The organism is Hahella sp. NS-SX17, from assembly GCF_057367735.1.
Genome location: NZ_CM170632.1, coordinates 7,059,798 through 7,079,558, shown reverse-complemented (window position 1 = coordinate 7,079,558; position 19,761 = coordinate 7,059,798). Strand labels below are relative to the sequence as shown.

Annotated in this window: 16 protein-coding genes; 13 read left to right on the top strand and 3 right to left on the bottom strand. The window is 43.9% G+C overall.

What is annotated here, in order from left to right; translation table 11 throughout:
- Positions 1-36: 36 nt before the first annotated feature.
- The 10 genes from AC2IBB_RS31865 (at position 37) to AC2IBB_RS31820 (ending at position 14,308) form a co-directional block, all read left to right on the top strand.
- On the top strand, positions 37-864 hold the full coding sequence (locus AC2IBB_RS31865) for a hypothetical protein (protein WP_486330650.1): 828 nt from the start codon (positions 37-39) through the stop codon (positions 862-864).
- Positions 865-914: 50 nt separating this feature from the next.
- Positions 915-2,141, top strand: coding sequence for a hypothetical protein (locus AC2IBB_RS31860; RefSeq protein ID WP_486330649.1), 1,227 nt, complete (start codon positions 915-917; stop codon positions 2,139-2,141).
- A gap of 1,265 nt (positions 2,142-3,406) precedes the next feature.
- Positions 3,407-4,969 carry a DUF6035 family protein gene (locus AC2IBB_RS31855; protein ID WP_486334014.1) on the top strand — a complete coding sequence of 521 codons (1,563 nt, stop codon included), beginning with the start codon at positions 3,407-3,409 and terminating at the stop codon, positions 4,967-4,969.
- 189 nt (positions 4,970-5,158) lie between these two features.
- Entirely contained in the window at positions 5,159-5,635 is a 477-nt protein-coding gene (locus AC2IBB_RS31850; protein WP_486330648.1) for a hypothetical protein, read from the top strand.
- 61 nt (positions 5,636-5,696) lie between these two features.
- Complete coding sequence (locus tag AC2IBB_RS31845) at positions 5,697-6,461, top strand: hypothetical protein (RefSeq protein ID WP_486330647.1); 765 nt, start codon at positions 5,697-5,699, stop codon at positions 6,459-6,461.
- A gap of 177 nt (positions 6,462-6,638) precedes the next feature.
- Entirely contained in the window at positions 6,639-7,208 is a 570-nt protein-coding gene (locus tag AC2IBB_RS31840) for a hypothetical protein (protein WP_486330646.1), read from the top strand.
- 63 nt (positions 7,209-7,271) lie between these two features.
- Positions 7,272-7,652, top strand: coding sequence for a hypothetical protein (locus tag AC2IBB_RS31835; protein ID WP_486330645.1), 381 nt, complete (start codon positions 7,272-7,274; stop codon positions 7,650-7,652).
- A 253-nt stretch (positions 7,653-7,905) separates the two neighbouring features.
- On the top strand, positions 7,906-9,015 hold the full coding sequence (locus tag AC2IBB_RS31830) for a type IV secretory system conjugative DNA transfer family protein (protein ID WP_486330644.1): 1,110 nt from the start codon (positions 7,906-7,908) through the stop codon (positions 9,013-9,015).
- A gap of 818 nt (positions 9,016-9,833) precedes the next feature.
- Positions 9,834-12,845 (top strand): type IV secretory system conjugative DNA transfer family protein, encoded by a 3,012-nt coding sequence (locus AC2IBB_RS31825; RefSeq protein ID WP_486330643.1) that lies wholly within the window; start codon positions 9,834-9,836, stop codon positions 12,843-12,845.
- 98 nt (positions 12,846-12,943) lie between these two features.
- Entirely contained in the window at positions 12,944-14,308 is a 1,365-nt protein-coding gene (locus AC2IBB_RS31820; protein WP_486330642.1) for a hypothetical protein, read from the top strand.
- Positions 14,309-14,877: 569 nt separating this feature from the next.
- Here the strand turns inward: AC2IBB_RS31820 and radC are convergent.
- Positions 14,878-15,381, bottom strand: a complete 504-nt coding sequence (gene radC, locus AC2IBB_RS31815; protein ID WP_486330641.1) for a RadC family protein — start codon at positions 15,379-15,381, stop codon at positions 14,878-14,880.
- 284 nt (positions 15,382-15,665) lie between these two features.
- Here radC and AC2IBB_RS31810 point away from each other — a divergent pair, with 284 nt between their 5' ends.
- On the top strand, positions 15,666-16,493 hold the full coding sequence (locus AC2IBB_RS31810) for a hypothetical protein (protein WP_486330640.1): 828 nt from the start codon (positions 15,666-15,668) through the stop codon (positions 16,491-16,493).
- 122 nt (positions 16,494-16,615) lie between these two features.
- On the opposite strand, the gene AC2IBB_RS31805 is transcribed toward AC2IBB_RS31810, so the two are convergent.
- Both AC2IBB_RS31805 and AC2IBB_RS31800 read right to left on the bottom strand, forming a co-directional pair.
- The gene (locus tag AC2IBB_RS31805) at positions 16,616-17,389 is read right to left on the bottom strand and encodes a substrate-binding periplasmic protein (protein WP_486330639.1); all 774 of its coding nucleotides are present in this window, start codon (positions 17,387-17,389) and stop codon (positions 16,616-16,618) included.
- A 193-nt stretch (positions 17,390-17,582) separates the two neighbouring features.
- Positions 17,583-17,870 (bottom strand): hypothetical protein, encoded by a 288-nt coding sequence (locus AC2IBB_RS31800; protein ID WP_486330638.1) that lies wholly within the window; start codon positions 17,868-17,870, stop codon positions 17,583-17,585.
- 168 nt (positions 17,871-18,038) lie between these two features.
- On the opposite strand from AC2IBB_RS31800, the gene AC2IBB_RS31795 reads away from it, so the two are divergent.
- A complete protein-coding gene (locus tag AC2IBB_RS31795; protein ID WP_486330637.1) occupies positions 18,039-18,386 on the top strand; it encodes a helix-turn-helix domain-containing protein in 348 nt (115 codons plus the stop codon).
- A 196-nt stretch (positions 18,387-18,582) separates the two neighbouring features.
- On the top strand, positions 18,583-19,761 hold the full coding sequence (locus AC2IBB_RS31790; protein ID WP_486330636.1) for a hypothetical protein: 1,179 nt from the start codon (positions 18,583-18,585) through the stop codon (positions 19,759-19,761).

Sequence of the window (19,761 nt, the reverse complement as noted above, 5' to 3'; positions counted from 1 at the left end):
GTATGTGTGGGTATGCAAGACATGGAAGGAAAAACTATGGATAAAGAATTAGAAAATATCTCGGATACAAAAGTTGAGTCAATAAAGGACAAGTTGGCATCATTAGCACCAACTACCAAGAAGCGAGCACTTGAAAAGTTTGCTCTAGCCGCATTGGGTAGTATTCCTTGGGTTGGTGGGTTTATTAGCGCGGCTATCAGTATGAAGACAGAAGAGTCCACTATCAAAACTAATTCTCTTCAAAACAAGTGGCTGGAGGAACATCATGAAAAAATGATGAGACTAGGAGGTGCACTTGAAGAAATTGCTCGACGCTTCGAGAAGTTGGGGGATGAAATTGATGAGCGAATTCAGTCTGATGAATATTTAGACTTAGTGAGAAAGTCGTTTAGGGCCTGGGACAAATCTGACACCGATCAAAAGCGAGCTTATGTCGCTAATCTTATAGCAAACGCTGCTGGAACACGCCTCTGCTCTGATGATGTAATTCGATTGTTTATAGATTGGTTGGATTTGTATCATGAAGCTTATTTTCTGGTTATGAGGGAGATATATAGAAATCCTGGGGTAACAAGATACGAAATATGGACGTCTATATATCCCGATATTCCAAGAGAAGATTCTGCTGAAGCTGATTTATTCAAACTTCTTATTAGGGACTTGAGCACAGGTGGGGTGATACGGCAGTCAAGGGATACAACTATAGATGGACGGTTTATGAAGAAGGGGAAAGCTCCAAGCAGGAGAGCTACTTCAGGAACGATGGAGTCTGCATTTGAGGATACAAAGCCTTACGTTCTCACTGAACTTGGCAGGCAGTTTGTTCATTACACCATGAACGATATAGTTCAGAGGATTGAGTAAACAGAGTTAGTTTTATATTTTATATAAATTACCAATAAGAAAACCTGGATATGCAACCATTTAGAGATGGCGACACACTTACAACTTTCAGGAATATTATCGATAGTATTGTCAATGAAATTCGATCATTGGAGAACGAATATATCCTAAAGGCATCAGACTCTGAGCTCGAAGAATATTATACGGGAAAGGTTAAAATTAAGCCGCTAGTCCTGCATGTAGACCAACAGTATATTAAAAATCAGTCAACTATTCGAGTCGATGTGAGTGGTGATTTTCGTCGAGGTGTGCCTCCTGGACAAAGTGCATATGTCAACGGTACTAGAATTGATATTGCTATACCATATGACGGAGATGCGCAGCTATGGCGACTCTGCGCTTCTACTTTTAATATGGGTGGGTACCCCGATATCGAGGTTAATAGTACTGAAATTGTTTTCAGTATTTACTTTCCAGATGATAGTGCTAATTCAGATCATCTCAAGTCAGATATAAGTCGAAGCATAAAGGCTCTCGAGGTTGCAGTAGGATACCTACAGAACGATGTGACCAATCATAATAGCTCTTCTGTAAATTTAGTAAAGCAGTCCCTGAAACAAAAACGGAAGCTAGCAGAATCAACCGTTGGAGTTGTTCATGCTCTAGGGATACCTATTAAAAGATCTGATACCCCTCCTACATATACAGTTCCTGCAAAGAGACGGGAAAGACCAGCGAGGCGCCCCCCTATTCAAGAAGGTGAATACAAACCAGAACCAGTCTTGGATGAAGAAGAGTATCGTCACATATTGGATATACTGAAGAGTATGTCTCTAGTGATAGAACGAAATCCATCATCATTCGCTTTACTTCATGAAGAATCAATTCGAGATCATTTTCTATTGCAACTTAATGGTCATTATGAAGGTAGTGCGACGGGAGAAACGTTCAATGCCTCAGGTAAAACTGACATCTTAATTAGAGAGCAAAATAAAAATGTCTTTATCGCAGAATGTAAGTTTTGGCGTGGCCAAAAGGCATTTGGCGAGGCTGTTAATCAGCTATTAAGTTATCTTACATGGCGTGACTCAAAATGTGCGCTTCTCGTTTTTAACCGAACGCAAGACTCGAATTCCGTTAGAAAAAAAATGCATGAGCTAATGGAATCCCTGCCTGAGCATAGAAAAACAGATATATACCATACAGATGGGGACTCAAGATATATTTTGATTAAGGAATCGGAGCCGGGCAAGGAGATTATTGTTACTACCCAGCTTTATGATATTCCGAGTAAGTGATCGGACAATATACAGAAATACAAAGCTAATACTTGTTATTTTTGTATAAAGGGGTGAAAACGTGCGTCTACCGCACCTTTTCCCGTCTGTGAGCAACGGCCGATCTGCTACCGACGTTTTACCTGGACTAAGGTGCGCGTGCAGGCGGCTGCACGTAACATATTGCTTGGACAAGATGTGTGGAAGGAAGGTGGGGGAGCATAGTGTGTAACGTCCCCACGTCCCCTCATCCAATATCAAAATGAAAGCTGTGACGGAAATGTCGCCTTCTACTCATGAGTTGAAAGGTGAGTAATAGATATATTCCTATTATAAATCAGGTAAGTAGATGTTCATGTGACGTCATATCTTTATCTAAAAATAACGTAATGTATAAATGTTTGGTTATTTTTTGACCTGACTGGTATGCTGATTGTAAGTAAGATGCAGTAGGTCCACTTCTTATGAGACGACGAACGACGAGCAAGCTCCTAATATACGGAGCGACGTGCCTGATTCGATCGAGCATGGTGATCGAATCGGGGCCTGACAATATTAGAGATACCCACACCCGCTTATAAGACAGATAGATGTTGAGAGCGGGTTTTTTGTGTCTGTGTGATAGGGGAGGAATGGCTTGCGACTAACCATTAGTGTGACGCAATAAAAACCCTCCGAAGGGAGGGTTTTCGAAGAACAGGCCACATGTAGTATCAAAACTTTGCACGGTCGAAATGCTACACGAACCAAGCTTGAGTATACGCTCGCGTTGGGATTTGTCAAATTCCAACCGATGGCACAACATTCATACTCCGGTTCGGTGGTCTCAATACATTCCTTTCTTGTAAAGAGGGGCCGGATATGGGCATGTTATTTGTGCTGCAAGTACTGGTGTGCGGATGGCATTTTCTCGTACTTCTGTTGAAGACAGAGTTATGTCGCGAAAGAATGTACGAGGGTGAAACTTATCAAGAGTGGTTATTTGAGTATAGCCTACTCATTATTGATTGGCTTTGGTTTGCTCGTTTCACTTTAGAGCCATTTTTATCGGGATGATATAGTCATACCAAATTAATCAAGAAGAGGGGATGCCCTCTTCTTTTTCAAATACTTACTTTGAAAGAGAACCTGTAGGGCATTGTGTCTCACATAGATTCGCTTCGATAATTGAGGATGTTTGCGTTAATAGGAAAAATACGCGAATATTGCTGTGCTTGCCTGAACATTAAAGTTCGATGGAGAGTTTAAGCTAACGGAATTTGTAGCGAGGTGCAGTAGTGACGAAGATGGACTCCTTCGATCAATTTGACTTTCCCGAGTCAAAACTCCAAATCCCCCTTGTTAAAGATCTTGAACGGCCAGAACTGGATGCGGTGCCAGCAGTACTCATCACTGAATATTATGGCCTTGATGTTATTGCCCAAATGCGGGTGAGCGCACGCAATCGCTTCCGGTGCTATTTTTGTGACGAGCCAGTACAGCTTACCGCACGCGTAAAGAAGCAGGATGGTGTAGCTGGCATACCTCTGAACGCAATGAATTCACATCTCTACTTTTTTAAGCATCGGCGCGGTTGTGGTCAGCATTGTCAATGGAAATCTGGTAACGCTAACCGAGCGTTAGTCTATAAGGGAATAAAAGAAGGCGGGCGCCATCGTGCACTCAAGAGCTTAATTAGCGAAACACTTCGCCAGCTCCCTGATTGGAGTGTTATTGCTGTTGATGACCGGTTTATTTTCAGTCCTGACCGACGGCAGAGAGGTAAGCCCGATATCTTGGCGAAATATAAGGGGCGTCATGTCGTGTTTGAGATCCAGCTGCGCAGCGAGTCGCCTGAAATAATTGGCAGACGACAACAACTATATAAGGATATGGGGTATCAACTATTGTGGATATGCTCGTTTGAGTCCGTTGCGGTGGCACAAGAGGAAATGAAAATTGATGCGGAGATACGGCAAGTTCATAAAGATATTGGGTTTAATAGCCGAGGCAATCTTTTTGTCTTTAATGAAGAGCTTCAAAAGCTAACAGTGATTGCTTCAGAGCTTCAGCTTATTGTCGCATATTTTAAACCGCGCCTTGCAAACGGAAAGATCATATTTTCTTTTGAGACGGAGAGGGCTTCATTCAGCCGAATACGATACGAGGGTGGAGATTCTTTCTTAAAAGACTACCACGAAGAGTTGGAGGAAATGAGGGCTTGCTCATATCTTGAAGCAAGAGAAAAGGCTAGAGAGTATTTAAGTAATAATTGGATGAAAGGTCTGGATGATGTAGAAGACTTTTATACTTTGGCGAAAAACTACTGGTATCCAGAACCAATATTATCCGAAAGTGAGAAAAAAGTACTTAAAGAAATCTACGATGATAAATATGTTGAGTCTGTAATTAAGCTGAAAAGAATTGTTCACAGTCTATGCCTATCTGAAAGTATGCATGAAGTCGAAATTATCACCAGGTGGAGAGAGATTGAAGATCAGTTAAAAGATAAAGGATTTGGTTTTTATTCTGGCATGAATGTCAATATTTTAAGAAATGGAATAAGGCTATTAGGATATGACTATCTGGGAAATAGAATGAAGGAATCAGAATATCAGGAAACGTATCTTTACTTCTGTTTTAACCTGAAGGCTAGGCATTATACTTCACTGTGCGAAAGAATCTCTGAAAATGGTCCTTATCCAGACGTGATAAATAATGACTATCAAAAACACATTCAACACGATGTCGCGTATAGATATGTCAAGCAGCACTATGACCTGGACGAGTTCTTTGACTGGTTCATGTCTTATCCGTTTGTATATCCCAAGTTAGAGAGAGCTGTAAAGGTAATGCCTACTGAGTTTTAGGCATAGTGAATAGTGAAGAAGGGGAGGTAAATAAAGAGAAGAATAAGTGCGTCAAAACTAAGCTTTAGCCGCTTTCCTAAAATGGCTTGGAAGTGGGGGGCGAAATTGGATATTACTGCTCATGGCAAGGCTGTTTGTAATTGGTTGTTGTTTTTCTAATATAAAAGGTGGCTTGTGGAATTTTTTAATATGTCTTTCTGGCAAGGTGTAGCTGCATCGGGTCTAGTTTTAGTGCTGACATATATTTGTACTCCATTGAAAAACAAGTATGTTGACTATAGGAATGGAAGGAAAATTAAAAGATATGAAAGTAAGATGCGAATTCTAACTTGGGAAAAGGAGCATTTGGCTGAGGTTAAAAGATCGAATGTTGCATTAACAAGAGCTGTTTATTCTGATGTTTTTTTCATTCTTTTCTTCATGAATATCAGTCTTGGATTAATTATAGTCAGTCCAATTATAATTTCGGTTGTTCCTGTTCTTGAGCCAGTGACTAAATTCCTCTTGCCGCTGTCTGTTCCCGTTTGGGGTGTGACAATACTGGTCGCTTTCGATAATATAAGAAAATTTAGCAACTTGAAGAATTATTCTAAGGCAGTCAAGAATATAGAGCGTAAAATTTCTGATGTGGAAGAAAAGCTAAATAAGATTTATAAAAATGATTAGGTGTGAACTTCGTAAGGAATTTTCATTATTTAATAATTTTATGTATTAATGGATGACTTAAATGGACGTTTTTTCTGATGTGAAGTTCATTGCTGCATTGGTTAGCTTGGTTGGAATATTGCTTGCTGCAGTAATAAGTAGTGCTGGATACTTTTATAAGAACTGGACGGAGAGTAAGAGAAGCGCACGTAAGGTGCTTTATTTTCTGCTCGAAATTAGATATGCAGTCAACATGTCTATATTTAACCCTAATGCTACTGCCGAGAAATTTTTATTACATTATTTTAAGCGAGTAGAAGAAAGAGGTCTGCCGTTTGATTCTGAAGATATTAAGGTGTCAGTCCTACCTCTTATTATCCAGTCACTCATTGATGTGTCGAATTCGTTAAAAATCGATATTGAGGAAAGACTTGTTGCACCGCTTGACGATGCGCTTTTGGAGTTGGCAACAGTGAATCCAGTACTGGCATATCGATTAAGAGGAAAAGATAAACTTGAGGCTATAGCTTCTCATGTGTCTCGCTACACAGATTCAATCCGAAATAATCTATCCGCAGATGCCCTTTATGAAAGTACAATAGATATGATTGAAAAAGAAGCTGGCGTAGTGAGTAGTGGCACTATATCAAAGTTGGTTTCAGACCTTGAATTAGACATTCTAGCGCTCGCTAAATATTGTGGTCGGCGTGATTATCGTAGTGCGAAAGACTGTATTGATCTTGGATTTTCAGCCACTAATGATATTGATCTTTCAAAGTGTAATGAAATGATAGATGAAATACTTGATAGACTTCTGGAGGAGTATGCTAAGCAGAGTTCATCATGATATGAAGAGTCGAATAATAGAGAATAGACTTAATCTGTTATTAGAAGCATTAAAGTGTGGGCATGAAAATTGTAATGATAACTTAAATCGCTGTGCAGTCGCATACTAATGATGTGAGAATTTTGTTTATAGAAACGTTATAAAAAATACGCAGAAGTACTAGTAAGGGGATGTTAGATGAGGAGCCATGACAGTTTTACGGGGCAGGGCATAGCCTTTGCGATCCTTCTTTTTGTGTTATTGTTCTCTGTTCCTATATATATAATATTTTGTCTGAGTTATGGTAGTTTTTGGCCGCATATGTGGGCCGAAAAAGATGGGTACTGGTTTTTCCTTGTTATTGGTGGTTTTTTCCAAACTTCAATTATTAACTACTTGCATGCAAGTAAAAGGATTGATGTTGATAAGATAATGGAAGAAATATTTTATATGGATGAGTATAAGCAGAAGAAACCTGCTGATGCAATACTCGCTCATTATACGGACATGGCAAGTGCTGCACTTATCCTTGTTATTGTTGTCATTTCTATAAAACCATTGGTATCAGTTGTTAGTATATATATTGTGGCTCCGATTTTATCTTTTTTAGTGTTTACTGTTTTTGGTATGTATGGTGTTTTACTTATGAAGGCATTGTGTCGGTTTGATAAGAGCAGTATTTATATTAAAGTTCCACTTTTTATGCTGATCCTCTTGATAGATTTGCAAGGATTTAAGCTGTTTATATTAAGTGTTCCGAGTTTTTGAGGGGCGACCTTGGCTTCTCGCTATGCTTTTACATGGTCATCAAAAACACATAAGGAGATTTGTATGGAGACTATTAAACAAATTGACTCCAGTGAAGGGTGTGGAATTGCTTCTTTTGCAATGATTTGCAAAGACATTGAAAGCTTTGAACAAGCTGATAAATGGATAATTAAGCAAGATATTGTAAAGAGAAAAGGATTTATGAAAATCTCAGAAATGAGGTCGGCCATTAAAATTAAATTTGGCTTAGATCCTGTACTTAAATACTCACTAAATAAGGCTAGTAAAACTGCTCTTTGTTTTGGTAGATACGAAGGTGATAAAAATTTGAGACATTGGTTTGTCTATCATAATGGTCTATTCTTTGATCCTTGCCCAAGTACTCCTTCGCGAAGGAAGGTAACGAAACATGAAATTACTCGTGTTTTAGTAATTGAGAGTTGAGTGGTTTTAATAATATTGCTTTCATATTATTAACCTTCCTAACAGTATTAGGCATAAAAAATGGGGAAGTTCAGACTGAATTTCCCTGAGTAGTATGTGTGTATTCCGCACAAAGACACTCCGTGTCAGCTTGCACCTAAGATGTTTACCTCTCCTCATGGCAAACAACCATGCAGTTTCATATTTCGGGCAAACGAACTGGCGACCACCGTATTCTCGATTTGGCATAAAGCAGCCAGACAGGCTTTTCCATATGTACGCCATAGGGAAGACTGGTGCCGGTAAATCTACCCTTCTCGAAAACCTCATCATGCAGGACATCCATGCCGGGCGTGGCTGTGCTTTCATTGATCCTCATGGCGATATGGCGGAGCGTATCGCTCGGCGCATACCGAAATCTCTCCAGGATAACTTCATCTATCTGGATGCAGCTGATCCAAAACAGCCGTATGGATATAACCCGCTGCGTGGCGTGGGTACAGCGTACATTCCTATGGTCGCGTCCAGCATTATGGACGTCTTGCAGCAACTATGGGGGAAGGGGGCCTGGGGTGTCCGTATGGAGCATTTGCTCCGTAATACTCTGTTTGCGCTCCTGGAATATGGAAAGGCTTCGTTTCCCGATATCTCAAGGCTTCCAGGTGACGAAGAGTTTCGAAACCTCGTTCTAGCTCATGTGAAAAATGAGACAGTATTTCGATTTTGGACACAGGAGTGGGCACGGTATACGCCGTCTCAGCAGCGCGAAGCATGCGCGCCTATTGAGAATAAAGTGGGGGCGTTTCTTGCAGATCCCCGTCTATACCGCATGCTTACAAACCCACCAGTCCAGCTTTCTCTTCGCAAAGCGATGGATGAGGGGAAGGTACTCGTCGTCAACCTTGCTAAAGGAAAGCTCGGAGCAGACAGTACACGGCTCCTAGGCGCATTTCTCATAAATATCATTCAGAGTGCTGCCTTCTCTCGTGCAAACATCCCAGAGCATGCCCGTCGCCCGTTCTATCTCTATGTCGATGAGTTCCAGCACTTCACCACAGAGGCGGTTGTGTCGATGGTGTCTGAACTTCGGAAGTATAAAGTCGGGTTGGTGTTCGCACACCAGCATCTCCATCAGCTTGAACCAAAGATTAGCCAAGCAGTGTTATCCAACATGGGAACACTCATTTCGTTTCGCCTGGGGCCGCTGGATGCGCCGATTATGGCGAAGCACTTTAATCGAGTCTTTTCTGCGGACGATCTGATGAGTTTGCCGTATCACTCGATTGCACTCTCACTCATGATTGATGGCTCAGCAAGCAAACCGTTTAGTGCGAATACGTTACCGCCGCGTACGAACTTTGTGAAAAAGTGCAAGCTTCATTAGGTATGCATTGGCTGTTTTGTCGGGAAATGGTTACCGATAGTATTCCTATATAAGGCGCTGTCCATGTTCAATATAGGCTGAACACTGTTAAAGGAAATATACATCAGTGAATATAAATAATTCAGTGCGTTTTATTTCTGACCATTACTCACGCATATACATTAAAAAGTAATTTTGTCATACCGACTTCATTGAGATATGCGTTAGGTCACACTACGCTTTTAACGCTGCAAGAAGAGCGCATAAGACAGCGCAATACGCGCGTGTTATGCAGTATGCGTTTACCTGCAAAGGGAGATTAAAGTATGCGTGCCATTCCTACCGATATCATTTCTAACTGGCATTTCCGAGTCGAAGGACTACAGCAGTCCACGAATGAATTCTACGATGCTGTCGAGCACAAGCTTAAAGAGCACGATGCGCCGCGAGTACGGACTGAACGAGTCCGATTCTCGGAAGGTGGTATTGGCTCTTCAAAGCGTGAATACCTTCAAGTCCGCCGAGGGGAGCATGTCTTCCACGTCTGTGCGGCGCCGTTTGGTAATGGGTTCTTTATTTCGTGGTGGCTTGGGTATATCGACTCCGGCTTTTTCGCGTGGTTATCGCGCCTCCCAGTTATAGGCTTCGTTATCAGACACCTCATAAAGCCGATCACATACTACCGCTTGGATACTGCGAATATGTTCCAGTCACTCACTGCTGGCTGCGTGTCGCAAGTTCTGGACGGAATATTGGAAGCTAGGGGAATGCATGCCCTCGCACGGGAGGACTATAAACCGACTATACGGGATCTATTGGGGCGTGGTCGGTAGTGTGCTGTGTCGCAACTCATAGAGGAGGCGCTGACTAAGAGCTTCTATGCTTGGGAAATGCGGGGAAGGGGATGGCTCTCTGCCGACGAGGCAGTACAGCTCGAACCGCCATACCGCCCTTTTTTCTTGCTACCCGAGCATGAAGCTCCGCTTGTTGCGCCGTATGACGATGGAGTCCATTTGTCATTCTGGCAGCGGTTATTTCAGCGGAGGCCAGATCGACAGATACTTCCCCAGAGAAGCTATGAAGAGCAGCAGCCATTTCCAAGAGCGCTTCCGTATGAGCCTGTATCGTTTCAGCTGTGTATCCCTCCAGAATACAAAACTAATCACGAGCGCATGTGCGCTATGCTGCGGACGCTCACCGGTGCAATGGAGACAATCTCCTTTGAATTAGTCGGTTCTCATGGTGTTGTAGAGTGTGCGCTGACATGCCACCAGATTGATGCAGAGTATGTCGGAAGCACGTTACGAGCATTTCTTCCAGAAGGGGCAGTACACGCGGGAGATGATCTACTCCTAGCTGCGTGGGACGGCACCAATACGCAAGCACGGATAGACTTCGGGTTGTTCCGTGAATTCTTTATCCCCCTTGTCCAGGTCCGCAACTTCGCTATCGATCCATACATCGCGTTAGTGTCCGCACTTTCTCGTGCAGGAGAAGGAGAGTGTCTCTGCATGCAGGTGCTCATCGAGCCGGTGAAAAATCCGTGGGCGCGGACAATCATGGATGCACTCACGGATGAGGAAGACGGAAGCTGCTTTTTTGCGGATGCGCCAGAGTTCCTTCAGTTAGCCAAAATGAAGACGGCTTCGCCACTCTTTGCCGTATCTCTCAGAGTGGGCGCACAAGCGGATGAAATACGCATTCCTGAACTCTTAGCCGGGTTTGATGGGGTATTTGATCAGTATGGCTCTGTACATGGAAATGAGCTATTTCCCCTGGACGTCACGTACTACCCAACGCATGACGACGACACGCTCTTGTGTTCACGTGCGAGCCATCATACGGGCATGATTCTCTCTCTTGAGGAGCTGGTGGGGCTGGTACATATCCCTGACGAATCCGTACGAGGACCGTTGGTTAGGGAGATTGCGAGCTTCCCAGAAGAGGATGAAAACGGACTTGTTATTGGCTCCTATCAGCATGGCGGGGAGCGCATACTCGCTACCATTCCGCACATAGACCGGTTTGCTCACACGCACGTGGTCGGTGCTTCTGGAACAGGGAAGTCATCGTTGTTGCTCTCTATGATCTTGCAGGATGCGCGTTGTGGTAACGGCTGTATGCTCATAGATCCTCATGGTGATCTCACCGACGATATCTTGCAGTGTATGCCGGAGGATCGATTTGATGATGTAATTGTGTTTGACCCATCTGACGAGCAGTTTTCTATTGGACTAAACATCCTGCAGGCAGAAAGCTCCCACGAAAAAAATCTCTTAGTCTCTGATCTCGTATCTACAATTTCGCGCCTTTCTACGTCATGGGGCGATGTGATGACAACAGTGCTCGCAGAGGCTGTGCTTGCGCTGGTGGAGAGCGATGAGTCGTATTCACTTCTCGATCTTCGCCATTTCCTCTCTGATGCTTCATATCGGGCAAAATGCCTCGCTCCTATCACAGATCAAGCGATACAAGCATTTTGGGAGCATGACTTTCCGCGTATAGGATCACGCTCCATTGGGCCGTTGGTGACTCGTCTCGATTCGTTTCTTCGAGCTCGCATGCTGCGGTATGTGCTTGGGCAGCCGAAAGGTGGGATTCATTTGGGAAACATTATGCAAGAAGGAAAGATCCTGCTTGCGCGTCTTCCGCTTGGGCTCATGGGGGCAACAAACGCCCAACTACTCGGAAGCCTTCTCGTTACCAAATGTCAGCAGTATGCGATAGCCAGGCAGTCGATACCGAAGCAGGATCGCAAAGCGTTCTTTCTCTATATCGATGAATGCCAACACTTCGTGACGCCATCATTGGCCTCCATCTTCGGGGAAGGCAGGAAGTATAAGTTGGGGCTCACGCTTTCCCATCAATACCTTTCGCAACTAGGTCGTGCTCCTGAGGTTGCAGACGCTGTGCTCGGAAATGCGCATAGCCGTATTGTGTTTCGTGTTGGCGGCAATGATGCGCGCTCGCTCGCGCAAGGGTTTTCAGCGTTCGATCATCAGCAGATTGTTTCTCTGGGACGTGGTGAGGCATTGGTGCGAAGAGGAAACATGGGGAACGAGGTTGCGATTACAACAGAATACATCGAAATACCCGACGCATTCCGGCAGCGAGAGGAGTTGGTGTCGCGCTCCCGCGAGAAGTATGGAGTTGCTGTATCGCAGATAGAGCTACTCTTCCAGGAACGGTATGCAAGAAAAGAAGAGCCTCAAAAGGCAAGCGTACCCTCCAGACAAGAGCCCCCCGAAGATCAAGATAAGCAAAAACCAGCACAACACATTAAAGCGCCTGAGAAGGTTACTCCAAAGACTCCCACACCTCCCCCTGCTATCCAGGACGACGCTGAAGAGAAAGAGACAAAGCGCGCAACCACACAACATATATACCTCCAGAATCTCATAAAGCGCCTTGCTGAAGAGCGGGGTTGTAGGGCGGTAATTGAGGAGCCGTGCCCTGGTGGAGTCGTAGATGTTGCGCTGTATCGTGGGAAGGTGAAGGTGGCGTGTGAGATATCGGTTACTACCGACATGAAGCATGAGTTGCACAACATTGAGAAGTGTCGCGCAGCTGGTACATACACTCAGATTCTTTCGATTGTGCAGAAGGCCAATATGCGTCTCCGCATGGAGCAATATTTCAAGAAGGAATATGCGGGGAAGCTTTCGGTGTTGGTGATTAAACCAGAGCAGATTCAGGAATATGTAGAGTCTCTATTTCCCCCGGTTGAGCCAACCACGAGCTCGGTGAAGGGATACCGGGTGAAGGTGAAGCGAGGGAATCCTCCTCCTGACGGTGGGCGGTCGGTTATCGCTGAGATTATTGCGAGGTCTGTACGGAGGGGGGAGGGGTAAGTATGGTTGTCAAAGACGTTTTCTGATCTAAATTTTATTTGATGGCTTTCTGATAGCCTATTATTTATCTGTATCACCCAACATGGAGGTGAAATGAAGTGGAAAAAAAGCTGCTTTCCAAAAATATAAGCGTGTTTAGGTTGTTCTCCTTAATAGTATTGACAGTCTGTTTTTCTTTTCTGCTTTCTTCATGCTCTAGTCGAATACCTACAGAAATTATTTATACTCCTCAGTTTGGCGTTGGGGATAAAGCGTTAAATATTTTAAATGAAGTTGAAGCCAACCTTGATAATGCTGTGTCGGATATGGGTTTTGAGAAGGTTGCTCTTAGAGATGTTATTAATTACATGGAAGGGGTTAGAGATAATGGGTATAGAATGGAGGTTCCAACTAACAATAAATCAATTTCTATTGATATCATCAGGAAGATCAGCTCAAGAATAACAGCCATGGGTGTGTACAATCGAAACAGTAGAGAGGATTTCAAAGACGCTTCTTTTCGAAGAGGAATTGAACTCATTCACGAGATGACACTATCGTTAAGAAGTTTGGAGTGTACTGGGCAATGTGGTTATAGCTATACTGAATATATATTTAAGAATTTTTTTGGTGGGGCTGCTTTTGCTGTATCTGTAGTAGCGCTAATACTAACTTTTGTTTCGTTAATATCTGGTCTCATAGTATTCTTTGTTAATAAAATACATAATCAAAAAATGCACGAGATTGAAGAAAGAATGGGTGCTTTTGAGAATAGAGTGAAAATAAAAGCCGGCATTGATTCTAATATGCACCAGGCCGGAGTTTTAATTCATCAGGCGTTTATAATTTATACTGGATATTCTGAAATAGAAAGTGAAATGAAGCGGAGAGGGCACTATGATGTGCTCGAAGCTGGAGATTCTAAAGAGGAGGTTAGAGACTTAATTGAGACTGATAAAATACAAAATCAAGTCAAAATTAAAGTGGTAATCGAATTCTCTAGGTCTGCGGTAAAATATCTAGGGATTGTAAAGGATGAGATTGAAAATCTAAAAAAATTAGGGGATAGCTGTAAAGATATTGAGGATAGATATAATAGGGTTCTTGCGCATACTCTTTGTAATGCTGTCTATTATAAGAGTGTTTGGATGAATAGCGTATATGGAAAATGCGAAAAATCATTTCTATGTGCAGAGTGCAATGAAATAAATTGTTACATAAATGAATCGTCACCTATAAGAGAGAAAATGTTTGAAAGTAGTTATAAGCGTTGGCATAGGTTAGAAGAGTCTGTGATGAGAGCGTCTTATATACGGCATAAAGTGTATTCTGATAATGCAATGAATAAACTTCCAGAAGACATTCAGAAAGGCTTGATAGCGGTATTCTCATACGGCCATGTAGAAGATGGTTGGGTTGAGCGTATGAAAAAGGAATGGGAGGAATTAACAGGTATAAGCAGAAATGACCTCTTGTCTAAATAACATGAGGTCATTTCTCTTTGTTGATATGGGCACGTGCTATGCCATAATTGGGCATGGCCCAATATCGGTAGGATCTGTAATTGGCACCAATCTAAAATTTTTTCTCATACTTATATTCCTTTTGGTTATGTTAAACTCGACTTCTATGATTTAAATTGTATATAGAGAAGGCTGTTCTGTCAAACCCAAACAATATATACTCAGTGTAAGTCATTGAAATAAAACAGTATTCCTTCTGTGTGGGTAGTATGTACTACTTGTAAGTTTAGCTAGAGTCTCACACATAGCCACTTGATTTTGTAAAAAGTGGCACTCACTTACGAACAAGGTATCAACTCGAAAATAGCTTTTATATAGTATTTACGGCTTAGATCCCGGAATAGATTAGTTTAAGGGTGGATTTTTGTTTCATATAAAAATTATTTTTAATAACTATTTTTCATAATGTGGTAAATGTGAACACTCACACCTCAAGTGTCGTTTCGATTTAACATATTGACCTATAAGGGGGAGGCTCACCGCTGCCTGCAACCTAAAAAGCCCCCACCAATGTCGGTGAGGGCGAAGAGCTACATCATTCCACGCTCTACAAAGCTCATAACGCTGCCGTCACTACCCACAATAACGTGATCGATTACTCGAACATCGAGCAGTTTTAGCGACTGCGCAAGCTTCTTCGTCATATCTTGGTCAGCTAGACTTGGCTCACATACGCCACTTGGGTGATTGTGTGCGAGTATCACTGCCGCTGCATTGTGCTTGAGACACTGTTTAGCAACCTCTCGTGGATACACTGATGCGCCGTCGATAGTGCCGAAGAATAGTTTTTCGAAACTGATTAGCCGGTTCTGGTTATCAAGGAACATGCAGGCAAATACTTCCTGTTCATGCTCTGCAAGCTGGAGCACGAGATAGTACTTGGACGCGTCAGGGCCGCAAAATGCTTCGCCACGGAAAAACCTTGCACTAAGGATATGTTTTGCAAGGGAAATGATTTTGTCTGGATGTATTGCCTGATTGAATTGGTATGTACCGTCTTCGTGGACTGAGTAGTGCGGTTGATCTTCGTTCATGTAGGTTCTCTCTATGTGGTATGCAAAAGAACATGAAGAACAGCCAGCAGGGGGTGAAGCCCCGTACTGGCGGCTTCACCTCGCGCGTCTCTGTGACGCACGTATACAACATACGCGAGAACGTAATGAATCAAAGACAGTGAAAGGTGCCGTGGCGGCACATATGGAGTACGGCAAAGGGAGGGCATTTTATTGGAGAAATGCTCATCAATTTATGAAGGAACGTCATCGAACTGTACAAATAAAGTTATACTGTTAGTGCGATACAAGGAGGGGGGCTTGCCATGAAACCCACGCATGATAACCGTGAGGGAGATGTCGTTCCCGCCAGAGAATTAACCGTCAGAGACAATCGTATAGCAGAGCTGGAGCAGTCGATTACGTACCTGAATCAGATGGGTATGAATCTACTGCGATCAAGCAGCTATCTTGGTGGCATTATTGAGTTTTTCCAGCAATGCGCTGAATCTCAAGATCCATTCGATATGGCGTTAGCCATGGAGGGTGCGTTAGCCAGCTACACATTGCCGTATCTCTTCATCCTAAATTTGCCAGAACAGCATTATATCTACAGCAGTGAAGGCTATATCACCTTGGATCAAGCCCGAGCGCTTACACATTTAACCCAGCAGCCAGACAGAATGATTACCTATGAGCACGGAATGATCGTCAACTACCCATACTTCAGTCTCTGGGTGCTGTTGGTGGAGGAGCAGGCGGATCAGCACTTAGATAACCTTACCAAACTATGTGGCGCTGCAAATTTCATGTTGGAAGCGATCATCCGAGCTCAGCAGGAGAGAAGGTCAAAAGAGGTACATCGCCGCGAGTCGATAAAACGGACCCTGGAAATGTTAGATGACATTATGCGAATTGAGGTGAGTCGCAGTGTGGGCGCTATGCAGAACCTTTCGGACTTAAGATGGACGATAGAAAGCGCTATTTTAAAGCTCGACCTTGATAGCGATATTGAGCAGCATATCGTTGCCTTATTGGAGCGATTGCTAAAAACGTTTGAAAGCCAACATGCCTCTAGTCGTCTTATTGGAGATTATATCAATAGCGTGAAGGAGAACCTGACAGAGTTCTCTGTTGCAAGCTTTAGTAGGTAGAGCGGGCACTCTGTGTAATATTTGAACGATTCACTCCGTCATGTATACCATTGGCTGTGCAGGGAGAGAGTTGACTCTTGATAATGCCAAACAGGGGGAGGGATGAGAAAGCTAGAAACGCGTTAGGGTGTTGGTGGATCGTATTTTCCTGCCATGAGGTCATCTGTGTAGGCGCTATATAAGCCCTCCTCCCAAACCTGTTTCAAGCCCATATTGAACTGGCGTACTAATCGCTTGGAATCGCTATTCGCTTTGGGGAATAGTAAGTGGAGTGTCGCGGTGACGAGTGGCTTGGGATGATAGGTAATTAAATCGGCAGCATATTTTGGAAATTTCTTGCGCAGTAATGTTAGCCCGGCAACTTGCCCCATCAAGCACAGATCAAGTCCATCCATCAGAAGCATATTGAAGTTTTGCTCGTCTTCCGGCACTGCGCCAACGTTCAACATTCCTGAGTTTGCGGCTGCCCAGAATTCTTTTGTGTAGGTATATCCGATGGTTGCGCCAATTCGGTAGCCCCGTAAGTCCTCAAGGGTATCCCATTGCGTAATCACCTTGGACTTGCTGTGAAAGAACACGGTTTTTTCCTCTACAAGGGGATCGCTGCAAATGAAGTCTTTTTGTCGATCTTCACTACAAACCCAGTACGACGCTGCCTGGAACATCCCCTGCCGAGCCAGCTCGTAGCTGCGTGCCCAAAGGAAATACTCAAATCGAACATCAATGTCCTGCCGTTTAAACGCTTCTTGTATGACATGGTTAACAAAGCCACCCTGTGGGGCTTCCTGTGAAGTCCAGGGAATATACTCGCCGGTTGCGATGGTAATGGTCTCTTGGGCGGTGGCTGGGCGTGCGGGAAGTAATAGCGGAGGGATAGCAAGTACGATGTATAACATCAGTATTACATTGTGTCGCGGTATAGCTAACGCACTCATGTATAACCGCCGTGTAGTCGTAAAGCGATTGCTTTAAGAGGAAGCAACGATATATCCAGTTTAGACGAATCTGTGGATGATTGTGCTACGCATGGGCAATGTTGGAAGAGTTGTTATGAGTATGGGCATCCTTGCCCATTGTAGAGTCCTTTCGTTAGAGGAGAAACAGTAGCGGAAGGGCAGCCAGCGCTACCAACCACCAATTATTTTTGAAACTTGTCGATTCCTGCATGGCGGTAACATTTGTGGTGTAGGACGCACAGGCTTGGTCTGCCTGTTTGTACGTTTCATACTCCCGGTCAGTCATCTGCTCCAAGCTTTTGTTTTTAAGGGATACATACACCGGGTCTTTGCATGGGTTTTGAGTATTTTCGGCCATAGCCGGTGACACAACGAGGCTCAGTGCTGCACATATGCTCAGCGCTGCAACGGACTTCTTCATAATCTTCCTCCTGAAAACAACACACAGATACACGGAAAAGGTTCCCGAGCATTCGGGGGCCTTCTCACACCTTGCAAAATCAAGTGTAGTTGACTTGTTAAAAAATGGAAGAAATTAATAAAAATATACTGATTTGGTAGATATATATTCCTCCTCTATTCTGCGTCGATGACGCTAACCATCCGCCAAAAACACGAACTCCTTATTCGTCTGCTGAGAGAAGCCCGGAAAAAACAGGCTATTAATCAGGAGGAGTTATCTGCGCGTCTTGGGAAACATCGAGTCTTTGTGACGAAGTATGAATCCGGTGATCGCCAATTAAACTTATTTGAGCTCATGGCTATCTGTCGCGAGCTATCCCTTGATATTCATGCAGTTATACGAGGTATGGACAGTGACATGCCTACGTCGCTTGAGCAAGATGAGCTCTATCTGCATGGATTCTGCAAAGGCTTTTTGCTCGCGAAAGGATACGAAGTGTCGAAAGGGAAGATGGCCGACGACGCTGCTGAGTAAGAACGTCTCCTTGTACATGCGATATCGCATGCCCATCGTATATCCCATTTTTGCTATGCCGGATTGCTGATTCACCAGCACATCCCACATATGTACAATCCACTTGCATTGTGAATGAATGTAACGTGTTTTTGGCTATTCATCGCGCTGTTTGCAGTCTGGCAGGTTCAGCGCCATACAAGGGATGTATTTCTAGATGTACTCTAATCGCTGGTACGAATTTAAGCATTGGTCTGACATTACCACTGCCGACCTTCCGTTCGCTGAGTCTCCATTCTTTGCAGCACACTACGCTGACCGCTGTTTGAGCTCTGATGCAACAGTAGGGCAAGTCGTTAACAGTCTTGCTGGCTCACATTTCCGCTCCATGTTTGGTTCTTTTCCTGGAAGAGGGTCGCGGCATTTCCGAAAGTGGCGTGATGATTTCGTGCGAGACGTTGAGCGTGGAGATGTGCTGCTTGTATTTAAGGACAAACGAAAGCCGTTTTGTCCTCTGATTGCTGAAAGCGAGGGTGGTCTTACACCAACCAACTCTGAACCCTCTCTCGCAAATCGGTTGATAGTTCGTGCTGATCCGCCGCCACCGCCACCTCCTGCAATTACCGGAGAGGTGAGTGATGTCTCCTCGTTTAATGGGAATCTTGGTTGGTCGAGTGAGAAACGAGATGACGAGAGTTATCGAGCGAGTCAAATAAAGCCTGGAAAAGTTACCTCTACTGGCAACACATCTGACTCAGAAGTGGAGAGTAGCGAGGCCGGAACAATATATAGCGAGCAGGAGGTTAATGAAATTGTTAATGATCCTGCGAAACGTAAAGAACTGTTTGAAAAGCATGGGATCACGGTAGGTCCGTATAAAAAGCTGCAAAAAATTAGCAAGCCGGGCTATCAGCGTGAGCACTTTGTTCCGCATAGTTGCTTTATGGAGCGTTCGAGGAATGCGGCAGCTAAGGAAGCGCGATCAGCGGTACCCATTAGGCGCGCCTTTGGCAGATATACCGAAGGCGATGCGATTACCTATTTTGTATACGATGACCAAAGCCAGGGAACAGAGCACAGATATCTGACAGAAGCTGAAGAGCGGTTTGGTCAAATGCTTGAAGCGGAGGGACGGTATGCGACGGTTACCGAGTGGCTTGATCACATGGAATATATTACCGCAATGTCGCTGCCTATGAATGACATAATGCGTGCTCCAGATGAGTATCGAGCACGGGTGCCGGCAGATGAGGCAGCTATTGTTGCGAAATGCATTAGAAGGGAATACGAAGACTACCTTGATCAGTGCGGATGCGATAAAAATGCATTGTGCTCGAACCTCATTGGGGGCGGTACCGTTCCTGAAGATGAAGACTTTACACGCGACGCGTTCTAG